At 54.7% G+C, this 15602-nt stretch carries 18 protein-coding genes and 1 tRNA gene; 10 read left to right on the top strand and 9 right to left on the bottom strand.

Going from position 1 to position 15602, the window contains the following annotated elements:
* Positions 1-59 precede the first annotated feature (59 nt).
* The 3 genes from ACWB12_RS04040 (at position 60) to ACWB12_RS04030 (ending at position 1176) form a co-directional block, all read left to right on the top strand.
* Positions 60-149: transfer RNA gene (locus tag ACWB12_RS04040), tRNA-Ser, on the top strand.
* A 342-nt stretch (positions 150-491) separates the two neighbouring features.
* Positions 492-791: a DUF1194 domain-containing protein gene (locus ACWB12_RS04035; RefSeq protein WP_479528782.1), complete on the top strand. Its 300-nt coding sequence runs from the start codon at positions 492-494 to the stop codon at positions 789-791.
* Positions 733-1176, top strand: a complete 444-nt coding sequence (locus ACWB12_RS04030; protein ID WP_479528781.1) for a DUF1194 domain-containing protein — start codon at positions 733-735, stop codon at positions 1174-1176. The genes ACWB12_RS04035 and ACWB12_RS04030 overlap by 59 nt, the downstream gene beginning before the upstream one ends.
* Positions 1177-1180: 4 nt before the next feature.
* On the opposite strand, the gene phnE (ACWB12_RS04025) is transcribed toward ACWB12_RS04030, so the two are convergent.
* The 4 genes from phnE (ACWB12_RS04025) to phnD form a co-directional block, all read right to left on the bottom strand.
* A complete protein-coding gene (gene phnE / locus ACWB12_RS04025) occupies positions 1181-1996 on the bottom strand; it encodes a phosphonate ABC transporter, permease protein PhnE (protein WP_479528780.1) in 816 nt (271 codons plus the stop codon).
* Positions 1996-2808: a phosphonate ABC transporter, permease protein PhnE gene (phnE, locus tag ACWB12_RS04020; protein WP_479528779.1), complete on the bottom strand. Its 813-nt coding sequence runs from the start codon at positions 2806-2808 to the stop codon at positions 1996-1998. The genes phnE (ACWB12_RS04025) and phnE (ACWB12_RS04020) overlap by 1 nt, the downstream gene beginning before the upstream one ends.
* 8 nt (positions 2809-2816) lie before the next feature.
* Positions 2817-3611, bottom strand: a complete 795-nt coding sequence (gene phnC / locus ACWB12_RS04015) for a phosphonate ABC transporter ATP-binding protein (RefSeq protein WP_479528778.1) — start codon at positions 3609-3611, stop codon at positions 2817-2819.
* A 76-nt stretch (positions 3612-3687) separates the two neighbouring features.
* Entirely contained in the window at positions 3688-4662 is a 975-nt protein-coding gene (gene phnD, locus ACWB12_RS04010; RefSeq protein ID WP_479528777.1) for a phosphate/phosphite/phosphonate ABC transporter substrate-binding protein, read from the bottom strand.
* A 188-nt stretch (positions 4663-4850) separates the two neighbouring features.
* Between phnD and ACWB12_RS04005 the strand changes: the two genes are divergently transcribed.
* Positions 4851-6515, top strand: coding sequence for a Na/Pi cotransporter family protein (locus tag ACWB12_RS04005; protein WP_479528776.1), 1665 nt, complete (start codon positions 4851-4853; stop codon positions 6513-6515).
* A 49-nt stretch (positions 6516-6564) separates the two neighbouring features.
* Here ACWB12_RS04005 and ACWB12_RS04000 read toward each other — a convergent pair whose 3' ends face one another.
* The gene (locus ACWB12_RS04000) at positions 6565-7278 is read right to left on the bottom strand and encodes an RlmE family RNA methyltransferase (RefSeq protein WP_479528783.1); all 714 of its coding nucleotides are present in this window, start codon (positions 7276-7278) and stop codon (positions 6565-6567) included.
* A complete protein-coding gene (locus ACWB12_RS03995) occupies positions 7278-8390 on the bottom strand; it encodes a Ppx/GppA phosphatase family protein (protein ID WP_479528775.1) in 1113 nt (370 codons plus the stop codon). The genes ACWB12_RS04000 and ACWB12_RS03995 overlap by 1 nt, the downstream gene beginning before the upstream one ends.
* Before the next feature lie 243 nt (positions 8391-8633).
* Between ACWB12_RS03995 and ACWB12_RS03990 the strand changes: the two genes are divergently transcribed.
* From ACWB12_RS03990 to ACWB12_RS03975, 4 genes are all read left to right on the top strand, one after another.
* The gene (locus ACWB12_RS03990; RefSeq protein ID WP_479528774.1) at positions 8634-8930 is read left to right on the top strand and encodes a virulence factor; all 297 of its coding nucleotides are present in this window, start codon (positions 8634-8636) and stop codon (positions 8928-8930) included.
* 26 nt (positions 8931-8956) lie between these two features.
* Positions 8957-9889, top strand: a complete 933-nt coding sequence (locus ACWB12_RS03985; protein ID WP_479528773.1) for a methylenetetrahydrofolate reductase — start codon at positions 8957-8959, stop codon at positions 9887-9889.
* 9 nt (positions 9890-9898) lie between these two features.
* Positions 9899-10858: a methyltetrahydrofolate cobalamin methyltransferase gene (locus tag ACWB12_RS03980; protein ID WP_479528772.1), complete on the top strand. Its 960-nt coding sequence runs from the start codon at positions 9899-9901 to the stop codon at positions 10856-10858.
* A 173-nt stretch (positions 10859-11031) separates the two neighbouring features.
* Positions 11032-11631, top strand: a complete 600-nt coding sequence (locus ACWB12_RS03975; RefSeq protein ID WP_479528771.1) for a DUF6778 family protein — start codon at positions 11032-11034, stop codon at positions 11629-11631.
* Between the two features lie 89 nt (positions 11632-11720).
* On the opposite strand, the gene ACWB12_RS03970 is transcribed toward ACWB12_RS03975, so the two are convergent.
* On the bottom strand, positions 11721-12287 hold the full coding sequence (locus ACWB12_RS03970) for a cytochrome P460 family protein (RefSeq protein WP_479528770.1): 567 nt from the start codon (positions 12285-12287) through the stop codon (positions 11721-11723).
* A 178-nt stretch (positions 12288-12465) separates the two neighbouring features.
* Between ACWB12_RS03970 and ACWB12_RS03965 the strand changes: the two genes are divergently transcribed.
* Together ACWB12_RS03965 and ACWB12_RS03960 are read left to right on the top strand one after the other, a co-directional pair.
* A complete protein-coding gene (locus ACWB12_RS03965; protein WP_479528769.1) occupies positions 12466-13182 on the top strand; it encodes a c-type cytochrome in 717 nt (238 codons plus the stop codon).
* A 102-nt stretch (positions 13183-13284) separates the two neighbouring features.
* Positions 13285-14436, top strand: coding sequence for a CaiB/BaiF CoA transferase family protein (locus ACWB12_RS03960; RefSeq protein WP_479528768.1), 1152 nt, complete (start codon positions 13285-13287; stop codon positions 14434-14436).
* 67 nt (positions 14437-14503) lie between these two features.
* On the opposite strand, the gene ACWB12_RS03955 is transcribed toward ACWB12_RS03960, so the two are convergent.
* Positions 14504-15034: a hypothetical protein gene (locus ACWB12_RS03955; protein WP_479528767.1), complete on the bottom strand. Its 531-nt coding sequence runs from the start codon at positions 15032-15034 to the stop codon at positions 14504-14506.
* Positions 15035-15166: 132 nt separating this feature from the next.
* Positions 15167-15439 carry a hypothetical protein gene (locus ACWB12_RS03950; protein WP_479528766.1) on the bottom strand — a complete coding sequence of 91 codons (273 nt, stop codon included), beginning with the start codon at positions 15437-15439 and terminating at the stop codon, positions 15167-15169.
* Positions 15440-15602 lie beyond the last annotated feature (163 nt).

Below are 15602 nucleotides of genomic sequence, written 5' to 3'. Positions count from 1 at the left end.
CGCCCTGCCCATTCCCCGCATAGTTTCCGCCGCACTGAAACGACCAGTTTCAAAAGCGCGGAGAGGTGCCAGAGTGGTCGAATGGGACGGTTTCGAAAACCGTTGAGCCTTCACGGGTTCCCAGGGTTCGAATCCCTGTCTCTCCGCCACTTTAAGTCTCACGACGCGCAGCACCTTCGACGGTGCGGGTTAGCCGTCGGCAATATCCAATCAGATTATTTTGACATCTTCGTGTTGGTTTTGGATAACCCATTTCATCTTACACGATTTACTAACGTCATCTGCGCTTGCGACCCAACATCCCTTTTGAGGGCTCATAAGCGTATATGGCGGCCCCGAGGAATGTGGCCGTCGCGCCCAATACGACCACCAGCGCAAGCCAGTTGATCTGCCCGCGCAATGTACCCCCAACTTAGGGCTGTTGTCTGTTTTATGATCCCCACTTGATCGAAAACAACAACACAGCATAGGATCAAATGAAGGGGGGCGATGTGGAGAAGTCACGGCAACACCTTGCGGCGTGGCAATCACGCGGCGAAATTGTTCTGGCGCTGGTGATTGCACTGGATGTTTCCGCCAGCGTTACCGAGCATGAATACAATCTTATGCGCCACGGCGTTGCAAATGCATTGAAGACATCAAAAGTCGCAACTGCAATCGGGTCCGGCACACACGGGGCCATCGCCCTCAGCATCCTGCAATGGTCTGGATTTCAGGAACAGGATATCAAAATTGACTGGACATATATTTCCAGCCGCAATGACCTTTCCGATTATTTCCAGCCGCAATGACCTTTCCGATCTGGCTGGCAAAACCAACAAAATGCCGCGTCGCTATGTTGGGGGCGCAACAGATATTGGCGGGATGATTGATTTCGCTAAAGACATGATCACCTCGGCCCCGTTTCATAGCCCGCGAAAGGTTATCGACATTGCTGGCGACGGGACAAACAATGTCAATCATTCCCCCAGAATTGACAGTGACGCGGCGGTCGCTATCGGGATAACCATTAACGGCCTTGCGGTGACCAATAAAACCGATGATCTGGCCCTGTACTACGCTGATTTTGTAATAGGTGGACGCAGCGCTTTTGTTGAAAAAGCAGACGACTATACCGGTTTCGAGCACGCGATGCTGCGCAAACTGGTCAGGGAAATCCAAACCTTGTTCACTTAGGGGGCTAGATAATCGCGCCGCGCACCTTGGCTGAAACCCATTCCGAAATCACCACCGCCAGCAGGATCACCAGCAGGATCAGGCTGACCTGTGGCCATGCCAGCGTGTTCAGGGAGGATGACAATTGCAAGCCAATGCCGCCTGCCCCGACCAGCCCCAGAACGGTGCTTTCGCGGATGTTGATGTCCCAACGAAACACTGCAATGCCTGCCAGTGCCGGCATAATTTGCGGCATGATGCCATAGGCCATGACCTGCCAGCGGCTCGCGCCTGTGGCGGTGATCGCCTCGACCTGCACAACGTTGATTTCCTCGATCGCTTCATATAGCAGCTTGGCACAAAACCCGATGGACCGGATTGAAATCGCCACGACCCCCGCGAACACACCGGGGCCGATGATCGCTATCAGCAACAGCGCCCAGATCAGCGAGTTGATAGACCGCGTGCCAACGATGATCAGCAGCGCGATGGGTCGGATGAACAGGCGCGACGGCGTGGTGTTGCTGGCCGCCAGAAACGCCACTGGAATGGCCATAATCAAGGCGAAAACGGTGCCCAATGTGGCAATGTTCAGCGTGTCCCAGATCGGCCCCCACAGTTTTTCCATATAGGACCAACGCGGCGGGGTGGCGCGCCCGAATATGTCATCGGCAATACGTGGCGCATCCCAGACGAAAAACCACGTCGTGGCCTCTGAAATATAGTTCCAGCACCACAGGAATACGGCAACGCCCAGCAGCCAACCGAACCAGCGCACCATGCTTTGACCTGTGGTACGGCGACGCCAGACAGCTTGTCCGTTTTGATCAATCACTGGCATTACTGCACCCTCGCCCTGATAATACCGGACAGGTATTCGAGCCCCATCACGATCACGATAATAATCAGCAGGATCGCCGCCGCTGTGTCGTATTCATAGCGATCAAACGCGGTGTTCAGCGTGGCACCGATGCCCCCTGCCCCGACCAGCCCCAGAATGGCAGATTCGCGGAAATTAATGTCGATGCGATACATCGACAACCCAATCAGGCGCGGCATAATTTGCGGCTGGATGCCGTAGTTGATCCACTGCGTCCAGTTTGATCCAGTGGCGCGCACCGCTTCGGCCTGGCTTTTGTTGATGGTTTCGATTTCTTCGGCCAGCAATTTGGACAAGAACCCGATGGTGGCAAAACTTAGCGTCAGAAAACCGGCCAGCGGGCCAAACCCGAAAATCGCCACCAGCAGGATCGCCACGATGATTTCCTGCAAGGAACGCGACACCGCAATGATACCGCGACAGACCAAATAGACCGGCATCGGCGATATGTTTCGCGCCGCCCCCAGACCAATCGGGATTGAAATCAGGATGCCCACCACGGATGATGTCACCGTCATAATAATGCTCTCGGTCATACCTTCTTTGATGTCGGTCCAGCGGGAAATGAAATCAGGACTAAAGAACGACGCGACAAAGGCCGCGCCGCGATCCAGCCCCTCATAGACCCGCGACCAGTTCACATCGATCGAATATATCGCGGCAATGAAATACAGCCCAGCACCAATGATCAGCAGCCAGCGCAGCCATGCCCGTTTAACAAACGGCGGCTTTTTCCACTTGTTGCCCACAAGAACGCCAAGTTCGGTGCTCATGTCCGCGTTCATTCGTCTGCCCCGTCATCGTCTTCTTCGTCAACTTCCTCAATCGTTTCGGCCCAGTCTTCTTCGCCATAGATTGAGGTCAGAACATCCGGCGTCAACTCATCGGGCGAGCCGTCAAAGGCGATGGCCCCCGCCGTCAGCCCGATCACGCGCGACACAAACATCTGCGCCAGCGCAACATCGTGAATGTTGATAATCGCGGCCAGGCCCCGCTCGTCACACAGCTCACAAATCAGCCGCATGATCTGGCGGGATGTTTTTGGGTCCAGTGATGCTGTGGGTTCATCCACCAGCAACAACGCCGGATCCTGAATGAGCGCTCGTGCAATCCCGACCCGTTGGCGTTGCCCGCCAGACAGCTCGTCAGCGCGTTTGTCGGCCATATGCAGCAGGCCAACACGATCCAGCAACCGAAATGCCTCGTCCACGTCGGATTGCGGGAATTTACGCAGGAAACTGCGCCAGAACCCAACATAGCCCAACCGGCCAGACAGCACGTTTTCCATCACTGTCAGGCGTTCAACCAGCGCGTATTCCTGAAATATCATCCCCATGCGGCGACGCGCGCGGCGCAGGCCTGCGGATTTAAGCGAGGTCAGTTCAACATCACCTAGAAATGCCTTGCCGCTGGTCGGGTCAACCAGACGATTAACGCAGCGGATCAATGTAGATTTGCCAGCACCAGACGGGCCAATCAGCGCCAGAACCTGCCCTGCAGGTATTTCCAGCGTCACCGCCTTTAGCGCCTGATCCCCAGTCTTATACGTCTTTGTCAGCTGTTCCAGCTTCAGCATTTCCCGCCCCTGATTTAGGTATTATTATAGCGACGGCCACCTTAAGTAGCCGCCGCAATTCGTTTACTTCAAACGATTATTCGCAAGCGTAAGAAATACCGTTCGCTGTATCGATTTTGCGGATCACGTCCCAGAATTCCTTATAGGTCATCGGGATGAACTGCGCTTCTTTGGATTTCGAGAATTCTTCTTGCAAGGATGTGCCTTCCCAATCAAAGCTAAAGAACGCATCTTTAATAGAAGCCTGAAGTTCAGGTGTCAGGTTGTAAACCGTGCCAAACCCCGTTGTCGGGAATGTTTGTGATTTATAGATTGTCACCACCTGATCGGCCGAAATTACACCGCGGCTGACCATACGGTCACGCACAGAGTTGGCAATTGAAGCCGCCATATAGTCTTTGTTGGCCACGCCGAGGATAGAGTTATCATGCTTGCCGGAATAGACTGGTTCAAAATCACGATCAGGCAACATATCAAAGTCGGATTTCAGGATCGCCGATGGTGCTTTGAAGCCCGAGTTGGATGTCGGCGACGTAAAGGCCAACTGGCCCCCTTTGATGTCTTCAACCTTTTCAATGCCGGAACCAGGGTAGGTCAGGATTTCCATTTCGTAACCAAAGCTGCCGTCTTCTTTTGCCATAATAGTGAATGGGCTAAATCCTGCACAGTTTACAGCCAGCGGGTTGGACCCCGTGTTAAAACCTGCAATATGCAAACGACCTGAACGCATCGCCTCGATTTGGGCTGCGTTGGACTGAACTGGAAAAAATACCACTTTCTTGCCGGTTTTTTCTTCCAGATATGTCAGGAAATCGGACCATGCTTCTTTATAGACAGCTGGGTCTTCAACCGGAGTATAGGCAAAGATCAGTGTATCGGGGTCAAGCAGCATGCTTGGATCGGTCGGCGTGTCGGCAATCAGGTCACCATTGGTGTCACAGAACCGTTTGTCCAGATCACCGCGCGGGCAATCCTGCGCCATTGCGGAACCCGCCCCGAATGTAAACGCTGCCAGCACGGCCGCAGTTGATAAAAGTGTGTTCAGTTTCATTGCATCCTCCCAGATGTGCTTTTTTGTATTTAAGCAGGCTAGTGTTGCAGAGGATTTTAGCAAGAGAAAATCCCGTTTACCCCCCTTCTTATGTTAACAGTATTACATCTGTGTGATGTCAAATTTGCTTGCAAATGGGTTTCCATGCGCCTAGGTAAGCGCACTTTAATAGCGCGAACGAGGCATAATTGCTTATTTTTATTCTAAATTTAGCCGGGGCTGCCGCCCTATTGTTGTGGTCAGTCCGGATTATCCGCACCGGTGTTCAGCGGGCGTTCAAATCGGAATTGCGCACATGGTTACGCCGCTCCTCGAAAAACCCGCCACTGGCGGCGGGCACCGGTGTGCTAGCGGCAATCCTGCTGCAAAGCTCGACCGCTGTTGCTCTGCTGGTTGCAAATTTTGCGTCCAAAGGCACGCTAACGGTTGCGGTTGGGCTGGCGATCTTTCTGGGGGCGGATCTGGGCTCGGCCATTGTAACCCAAATCCTGCTGGTGCGGGCCGCATGGCTGGTGCCGCTGCTGTTGCTGATTGGCGTTACCCTGTTTCTGAAAGGCGATAAATCCAGAACCCGCCAAACCGGACGCATCCTGATTGGTCTGGCGCTGGTGCTGGTGTCGCTCGATATGATCCGCGCCGCCACTGATCCGATCCGCGACAGCGCGGCGATTGCCCCCGTCGCCGGCTATCTGGCCAAGGATGTTTTCTCGGCCTTTATCGTCGGGGCGTTGCTGGCGTGGGCGATGCACTCCAGCGTGGCTGCGGTGCTAATGTTTGTCACCTTCACCGCCCAGGGCCTGCTACCGGTCGAGGCCGCAATGGCAATGGTTCTTGGGGCCAATATGGGGGGATCGTTCATTCCCTACACCTTAACGCTCGGGGCCAAGGCCACAGCCCGAATTATCGTGATCGGAAACCTGCTTCTGCGAGGCGGCGGCGCGATTATCACATTGTTATTACTGGCTAATTCAGCGATCCCTATCGAATATCTGGGCACAAACGGTGCGCGCCAAGCGATCAATCTGCATCTGGTCTATAACCTTGCTATTTTGCTAATAGGCATGTTCCTGATCCATCCGCTAACGCGTTTTCTGGATGGGATCATTGCTGATCCGATTTCAGACGAGGCCGTGATTGCCGAACGGATTAGCGCATTGGATGAAACAGCCCTGGACGTTCCCGAACGGGCGCTGGCCTGTGCCTCGCGCGAGGTGTTGCACATTGGCGAAACCATCGAGGCGATGTTGTCGCCGGTGATGGGGCTATACGATGTCTGGGATGATGCGACCGCCAAAGGCATTCACACCAATGAATCCAACGTGAACGCGATGCATTTCGAAACCAAACTGTATCTGGCAAAACTGCACCAGACCAAACTGACCGAGGATGAGGCCCGCAACAGCATGGAATTGTCCTCAATTGCGATTAACCTTGAAGCGGCGGGCGATGTGATTTCTAAAAACCTGCTAACAATGGCGCAAAAAATCACCGACAAAGGGCTGCACTTTTCGGATGAGGGCCGCAAGGAACTGTGTGATTTCCATGACCGCGTGCTATCGAACGTGCAACTGTCGCTAAACGTGTTGATGACCAACAGCGTCGATTCCGCCCGCCAGTTGATCGAGGAAAAAGAAGCGGTGCGTGATGTGGAGCAGGAATTGCAACGTCGCCATCTGGAACGCCTGCGCATGGCCGCGACTGACAGCATCGAGACCAGTAATATCCATCAGGAAACCCTGCGGGCGCTGAAGCAGATCAATACTGCGGTGTCGATGGTGGCCTATTCTATCCTGCTGGACACCGGTGAATTGCTGTCCAGCCGCCTGACTGAACAGAACGAGGAACACAGCTAGGGCTGCTGGAAAATTTCAAATTTTCCAATAAAAATTCTTTCAAAGAATTTTACCCGCGAAACCCTGTAGCGACCACAAACTTTTCGGAACTGGTTGATCGGCTGGCTGGCGGTTTCACATTCGCCACCTTGTCAAATTTCTGTTTTAGCAGTTTTTGCAAATCCCCTTCGGCCCCACCCGCCAGAACCTTGGCAATAAATGTGCCACCCACTTCCAGCACATCAAAGGCAAAATAGGCCGCCGTTTCACACAACGCCATGATCCGCATATGGTCGGTCTGTTTGTGCCCCGATGCTGATGCCGCCATATCGGACATCACCACATCAGCCTTGCCATCCAGCCATCCCTTGACCTTTAGATCGGCGTCGTCCTCCATGAAATCCAGTAAATGGATTTCGGCCCCAACGATGGGCTCCACCTGTTGCAGATCAATCCCCAGCAATCGGCCAACCGCCTTGCCTTTGCGATCTCCCAGCGCATTGACCCGCGGTACAGCCACCTGCAGCCAGCCACCAGGGGCACAGCCAAGGTCGACCACCCGCGCACCGGGCACCAGAAACCGGTATTTGTCATCCAGTTCCAAAATTTTATATGCCGCACGCCCACGATACCCGTCTGACTGCGCCCGCTTGACGTAGGGGTCATTCAGCTGACGCTCCAGCCACAGGGTCGAGGACAGCTTGCGCCCCCGCGCGGTTTTCACTTTGGTGCGCAAATCGCGCTGGCCGCGTCCGCTGTTATTTCCGCTTGGTTTCTTCGCCATCATATCATTCCATCCTGTAGCACGCCGTCGGCGCTCATTTGTGCGTATAACAGCCCTTCGCGCAAACCGCGATCCGCAACCGACAAACGGTCGGTTGGCCAGACCCGCAGCAGCGCCTGCAAAATCGCCGCCCCCGACATGATCAGCGCCTGGCGGTCCCGCCCGATACGCGGATCGGCGCGACGCCCTTCTGGCCCCATCGACAGATATTCGCGCACCACCGCATCAATCTGTCCCGAGGTCATCGTCAACCCGTCCACCTTGTTGCGATCATAGCGCTTTAGCCCCAGATGCGAGGCCGCGACCGTGGTGATCGTGCCGGATGTGCCAACAATTTGGAACCCCTCTTTGGCCTGTTCGCTCTCGAAGGGTGAAAACCCCGCCAGATTTTCCTCGAAATGGCAGGACATCAATGCAAAACGCGCCGCATCATCCTCGACGTCATCAAAGATGTCGCGCAGGGTGGCAACGCCCAAGGGAACCGAAATCCAGTCAACAACCCGCGCATTGGCGTCTAGCGACTGGTCCTGTTTGAACCCCTTGTGCAGGCGCATGATCGAATTGGCCCGATCCGCGTCCGGCACTCTGGATATGTCGATCCAAACCAGTTCGGTCGATCCGCCACCAATATCTACGACCAGCAACTGTTCAGTGCGGTTTGACACCAGCGGCGCGCAGGAAATCACCGCCAGACGCGCTTCTTCCTCGGGCTCGATGATTTCAAGCGTCAAACCGGTCTCGCGTCTGACCAAGCGGTGGAATTCTTTTGCGTTATGGGCACGCCGACAGGCCTCGGTTGCCACCAGCCGCATCCGCGAAACATTATGGTTTTGCAGCTTTTTCTTACAAATCCGCAGCGCCTGAACCGTGCGTTTGATCGAGGCACGGCTAAGCCTGCCCGTCGCCTCAAGCCCCGATCCAAGCTGGACCGATTTGGAGAAGCTATCAACCACATGAAACTGGTTGCCCTTTGGTTGGGCAATCAGCATGCGGCAACTGTTTGTGCCCAGATCCAGCGCCGCATAAAGCGGAACCCGATCAGGCGTTTTGGGCGCGGGGGTATCTACCGCATTCGGGAACGCGCCCGCACCAGACAGACGCTTGGGCGTCATGGTCACGCCCTCCATTTCAAGTTAGGGCCAAGGTAGTCCCGCAAGCGGCGCCGCGCAAGGTGCGATCTGGGCAAATTTTACAGCTTCATAACCTTCATGAATATTTTTCAGGCCCACCGTACTGGCCCCTTACGACACTCACGCGTAGACAGGCGTCGCTACACCGCCTCTGAATGTCGAAAACGTGCACCATAACCCGACGCCCCGCGCGTAATGCTTAAGCAGTATAAAGGAATCAGCAGAATGCCTGATGTGACCATTGTTTACTGGCGTGATATCCCTGCCCAGGTTATTGTGGGCAAAGGACGCCGTGCCTCCAAGGTGCAACTGACAGAGCGGTTTGAACAAGCGATCGACCGCGCCGCGATGAAGGTCGGGGCGGCTGGCACTGACGCCTACCTTGCCGAATGGCGCCGTGCCCCGGCCTATGCGATGGATGGCGAACCGGACCAGATCGCAACAGACGAGGCCGCACGCCTAGAGGCCGAGTTCGACAAAGACCGCATCATAGAGCTGATTGCAAACGACGGATGGGCCTAGGTCCAAAATCTATAATGGAGGCCATCATGGCGCTGTTGCCGTTCAAAAAGAAACCCGAAGCAGGCACCCTACCCGTCAACCCCGAGCTGGAAGCGTTTCTGGCGGGGTATTCCATCGAGGTGATGCCGCGCACCGCTGAAAAGGTCGAGGATTTTACCACCCTGCTGCCCAAAGGCACCCGCGTTTATATTGCCCACATCGAGGGCACCCCGATTGAGGATATGGTTGCCACCGCTGCCCGTCTGAACGCCGATGGCTACGATGTGATGCCGCATTTTCCGGCCCGTATCATCAAGGACAAGGCTACTCTGGCCGACTGGATTGCCCGTTATCAGGGCGAAGCGGACGTGAAACAGGCGCTGCTGCTGGCCGGTGGTGTGGCCAAACCACATGGCGATTATGAAAACTCCATGCAGTTGATGGAAAGCGGGCTGTTTGACGCTGCCGGTTTCACCCATCTACATGTGGCAGGCCACCCCGAGGGCAACCGTGATATTGATAAGGACGGATCGGACAAAAACGTGATGGACGCCCTGCGCTGGAAACAGGCATTCTTTGAGCGCACCGACGCTGAAATGGCACTGGCGACACAGTTCGCATTTGAGGCCAAGCCGGTGATAGCGTGGGCTGATGCACTGAAAGATGCAGGAATCGACATCCCGATCCATATCGGCATCGCGGGCCCTGCCAAATTGCAAACGCTGGTGAAGTTTGCTATCGCTTGCGGCGTCGGCGCCTCGCTGAAGGTGCTGCAAAAACGTGCCAAGGATGTGACCAAACTGCTGCTGCCGTTCGAACCAACAGACCTGTTGTGCGAACTGGCCACCCATAAGGCCGCCAACCCCGATTTCAACATCGAGCGGGTGCACTTCTTTCCCTTGGGCGGGATCAAAACAAACGCAAACTGGGCCATCAATCATGGTGGAAAATCCGCCATTCCGGCCAATCAATCCAAGTAAGGACCAAATATGACCCGCACTGTTGTCGAAAGCAAAACTAAAACCGCCGTTTTAGGCTTTGACGAGCCATTCTGCGTGATTGGCGAGCGTATTAACCCGACGGGGCGCAAGAAACTGGCCGCAGAACTGGAAGCCGGCGATTTTTCCACTGTAGAAAAAGACGCGCTGGAACAGGTGGCCTGCGGGGCGACCATGCTCGATATCAACGCGGGCGTGGTTTACAATTCCAACCCGAACCCGAATGAAACCGAACCGCCCCTGATGCGCAAGGTTATCCAGATGGTTCAAGGGCTTGTCGACATTCCTTTGTGTATCGACAGCTCGGTTCCAGGTGCGCTAGAAGCAGGTCTAGAGGTTTGCGAAGGCCGCCCGTTGGTCAATTCGGTGACCGGTGAAGAGGACCGGCTTGAGGCGATCCTGCCGCTGATCAAGAAATACAACGTGCCCGTCGTGGCAATTTCCAACGATGACACAGGCATTTCCGAAGACCCCGATGTGCGGTTTGAAGTGGCCAAGAAAATCGTGCAACACGCCGCCGATTACGGCATTCCGGCGTATGATATCGTGGTCGACCCGTTGATGATGCCGGTTGGCGCGATGGCGACCGCCGGTATTCAGGTGTTTGCACTGGTGCGCCGCTTGCGCGACGAATTGGGCGTGAATACCACCTGCGGGGCCTCGAACGTCAGCTTTGGTCTGCCACACCGTCACGGTGTGAACGCCGCGTTCCTGCCCATGGCAATGGCCGCGGGCATGACCAGCGCCATTATGAACCCGATCCGCCCCGTTGAAATGGAAGCGATCCGCGCTGGCAATCTGTTGATGAACCACGACCCGCACGGGGCTGAATGGATCAAGTTTGGCCGCGTTCTGGATGCGGTCGAGGCTGGCACCCCCTTCCCCGAAGCCTCCAAAATGATTGCCGAGGCCGGATCAGGCCGTGGCGGCCGCCGTCGCCGCCGTGGTTAACAGGATTGCGGCATAATAACCGCAGAAACCCGCTGAAACCTGCCGGTTGGTGATTTTTACTGCGAAAGCTAGCAAATAGTGATATTGTTCGTGCAATAACAAACGGCCCCGCATGAACGGGGTCCAACGTGGCAGTAAAATAAGGGTTTCCTATGTTAAAATCAAAGATAGTCATGGCATTTGCATTTGCCGGAACGTTAACGCTTGCAGCATGTGGCGGCACGCAGTGGTCAACAAATTACGCCGATGTCATCAATCCGGCCGTGTCCAAAGGCTGGCGCGTCGTCGGGGTCGAGGTCACAGTGCCCGAAACACTGACGGTATCCGAAGCAAACGCATATGCGCCCAACGCCGATATCGTCTGGCGGGAAGATCCGTTCGGCAATCGCTATGATCAGGTCGACGCGATCATCACCAACGCCGCCAAACGAGGCGCCGCAGGATTGCGTGGTAAACGCCCGGTCAAGCTGTTGATTACGGTGCAACAGTTCCATGCCCTGTCCGAAAAGGCCCGCGCATTGCTGAACCGTTCCGGTGTGCATGACATTACCTTCTCCGCGCAAGTGGTTGATGCCAGAACAAATAAACCACTTTCTCCACCTGATCTAATCAAGGCCGATCTGGTCGCCTTTGTCGGGGATCAGGCCATTGCCGCTGAAAAACAGGGCCTGACCCAGAAAGTACGGATCACCAGCCATGTGGCCAAGGTGATCGCCGGATGGCTGGGGGCTGGCGAAGATGTGCGCGGCACGTTCATCCGCAACGGGAGATAAATATACAGCCGCCCTGCAATCACACAGAGCGGCTGTTTCAGAATACAAAATGTAGGGCGCACCGGTATAATACCGATGCGCCCGTTTTTCTATTTCATCATTGCCATGCCGACAGGGGCATCTGTGGTGAACACATAGTCATCCCCACCTGCGCCCGAATGACAAGCGATACAGCCTTTGTCAGCCCCTTTGGCAACTTTGCCAGCCAGGCTCATGCCTTTGGGGTTTTTATCCAGCGAGCCATCGGGCAGAAATTTTGCCCAGAACCAGTTCTGGTTGTCGGCGTCAAAACCATCTTCGCGCTTATACATCACTGTAATTGCACCCAGATGTTTGTTCGGCTCGGCAATGATCTGGTCCGCGTCAACATCGGCAGGGCCATAGTTGCGCTTCACAATCAACGCGCCATTGTGGTCGCCAATAGTGGCGGCCGAATAGAATGTTTCCAGCATTGCGCCATGCGGGGCCGTGCCCTCGTAGGGGAAAGACTTGATGGCGTGGTCACCAACCAGATTTTGCGCTTGCATCGCCTCCCAGATCAGGGCGGCATAGGCCAGATCATCGTCGGAACCGAATGGTGCCATTTGTGCGTTGGCCGTGCCAACACTTAATCCCAGCGCCAAAACGGCTGCGGTGCTTGTAATCAGTTTTCTCATGGGTCTCTCCCTTGGCTTCAAATTGGTAGCTGATACCATTCTTACCTGCGACATTCTGTCAGGTGAAATCACAGTCACTGAACAATCGATCACCATAGCGTGATCGCATTTGAGCCAAAGAGAGTAGACAGCCCAACCCCTTTCGCACCACCTTATGGACAATCAGGAGACATAATTTATGAAAACCCCCATCGTATTGACCACCCTCGCCCTCGTTCTCAATAGCACCGGCGCACAGGCGCAGGATGCCAAAGACGGCGAGGCTCTCTTCAAAAAGTGCAAAGCCTGCCACCAGATCGGCGACGGGGCGCGCAACGGGGCTGGACCTGTGCTGACAGGTGTTATCGGGCGCCCCGCCGGATCTTTTCCCGGATTCAAATATTCCAAATCGATGCTGGCCGCCGGTGCCGCTGGCCACGTCTGGGATCAGGAAAGCATCATCGAATACATCGCAAATCCAACGAAATATCTGCGCAAAATTCTGGATGACCCCCGCGCCAAGGCCAAAATGCGTTTCAAGTTGAAAAGCGTTGTCGACCGGCGTCAGGTTGTGGCCTATGTCGCCTCATTTTCCGATGCCGACGTGGTCGAGAGCAGCACCGAGATGTTTCTGGACACGCTCCCGCCCACCGACACACCGGGCAAGATGTGTATAACCAATGGCGAAAGCGTGGAGCATTTCTTTGTCGTCGACGCGGGCGCGGATCGCAGCGGCGAAATGCTCGCCCCCGGGGCGCAATTGTGTGCCAACAGCGATCAGGGCGGCCAGATCGGCGTTTATGCCACAGCGGACGATCTAGAGGGCTGCACACGGGTCATGCCCCCGAACAAAAGCGAGACATTGGTGCGTTTTATGGAATTCGACCGCTGCACATGGGGCGAACATCTGGAGTAACGCAGGGCACCATGTATAAACGCGTAGCATAGTGATCTACGTCATGGATTGTTCCCGAAAACAGGCGCAGCACGGCAGAACACACACATAAGGAGTCCTGCCATGTCCAGCCCGCTGTCCGGTATCACCGTTATTGATCTTTCGCATGTTTTGGCGGGGCCTTACTGCACGATGGTGCTGTCCGACCTTGGCGCGCGGGTGATCAAGATCGAGCAGCCAGAGGTTGGCGATGACACCCGCCACTTCCCCCCGTTTCGCGCCGGTGAAAGCGCCTATTTCGCCGCGATAAACCGTGGCAAGGAATCGATTGCACTGAACCTGAAAGACGACGCCGACTGCGCCCTGTTTGAACAGATGCTGCCAAAGGCCGATATTCTGGTCGAAAACTTCCGCCCCGGCGTGATGGAACGGCTGGGCTATGGTTGGGAGGATTTGCACGCGCGTTTTCCCCACCTGATTTACGGCGCCGTTTCGGGCTTTGGCCACACCGGCCCCGAGGCGATGAAACCGGCCTATGACATGGTGGTGCAGGCCCGCAGCGGGCTGATGTCGATCACCGGCGAGGCCAATCGCGAACCAGTTCGGGTTGGCGCGTCCGTCGGCGATATCGTCGGCGGCATGTTTTTGGCCCAAGGGGTGACAGCGGCGCTGTATGAGCGGGTGCAATCGGGTCTGGGGCGCAAGGTCGATGTGGCGATGCTGGACGGGCAGCTGGCTATTCTGGAACACGCGATTGCCATCACCAATGAAACCGGCTGCTCCCCCAAACGCTCCGGCGCGCGGCATCCGTCCATCACCCCGTTCGAGACCTTCCACGCCAAAAACGGGCTGTTCGTGATCGCGGCGGGCAATGATGTGTTGTTTGGCAAAATGTGCGAGGCTTTGGGCCTTGGCCCATTGCTGGAGGATGCCCGTTTTGCCACCAACGCGGCACGCTGCAAACACGTCAAGATATTGAAACGTATGATCGAAATGGTAACGCTGGAGCATAAAAAGAAACATTGGCTTGCCTCGCTGGAAGCGGCGGGTGTGCCCTGTGGTCCGATCCAGAACGTGGCCAAAGCCATGACCGATCCGCAGATTATCGCTCGCAACATGGTGATCGAACTGGCCGCCCCCGATGGTGGAAAACCGTTTCTAGCGGCGGGCAACCCGATCAAGATTTCCGGGATGGATGATACGTTGAAGGATGCCCGCGCTCCAACGCTGGACGGGAATCGGCAGGCGATATTGGATTGGCTTGACGAGGGGTGATGGGATGGGGAACAGGTGCGGGAGATCACGCACCATACAGCTTCCTAAACCTTATGGTTATTCACGTTCACGTGTAGCGGCCACGGTAAAGAATCCTGTAGATTTCTTTAATTTCTTCGCCCGAAATACCAGCCATCATTAGCGCCCCTATACCGGCTCTTGCAATTGGCGCTACGAGCTCTTCCATACAATCGTTGCTTAGGTCCCACTCTCCCTTTCTCATTTCATTAAAAATGTGGAGCTCGCGCCATTGCGCGCGCAAGATTTTTGTGACTTCTGGAATTCGAAATGCAGCGTAGGATAGCAAATCAGATATGTGATCTCCTACGTTCCCATGCCTGTAAGTGTCCTCAAATACCTCAATGAAATCCGAAAATGTAGTTCCGCTATTGATCCAATTTCCGTGTCCACCGCCGATTTCGGGTAAGTCGTTAAAAGGTTCACCGTTAGCGGTAACTTCACTGAGCTCTACTTCGGTCTTCATTTCCTTCCGAAGGTCACTTTGCCTCGCGTTTTCCAAAGATTCTTGCCGTGAGAAACGGTCAATAATACTGACTGCATCTGCACCCGCACCAAATACATCCTCAAAATCTCCCAACTCGAACCTTCCTTTCAGCTACTGTTCTTCATAGTTCGTGATCATTCCTGAGATATTATGCGCACGCAAGAGAAACAGGAAGGTCTTCAATGAAAACTGAACGGTCGAGGCAGTGATTATGGGATGGAATTACTATACCTTCGTTATTGATACACATCTAATTTTACAAAAGTAGCTACTGAAAACGGGCTTCATAATTGCCTTGCACTCATGCATTTCTGTTTGAGTTTCAATAGCTATATAGGAGCCATGACTTTCAGCTTTGGCTATTTGTTCGAGAGAAGATATGTCTTCAATCAAAGCATCTAAATGCATTTGAAAACTATCATGGTCGGGCATGAATTTACAATCCTGATCAATATCGTTTTCTTCAAACGCCCTTACGCGTAATTCATAACTGTTCATATCAAAATACCTGTTCAATTAAACCACCTGTCAAGTAGCATTGAATGCCAAAATTTCAAGCACTCAATCGAAACCGATACCCGTCACTTTATGCAACAACAAGCCGTAGGTTTCGTGATTTTCATGCCCTCCCCACTCCTATCCTTGCCGCTCCTCACCCCCT

Source organism: Profundibacter sp., from assembly GCF_056498605.1.
Note: the sequence above shows the minus strand (reverse complement) of the source record. Positions and strands in the feature narration are given on the sequence as shown.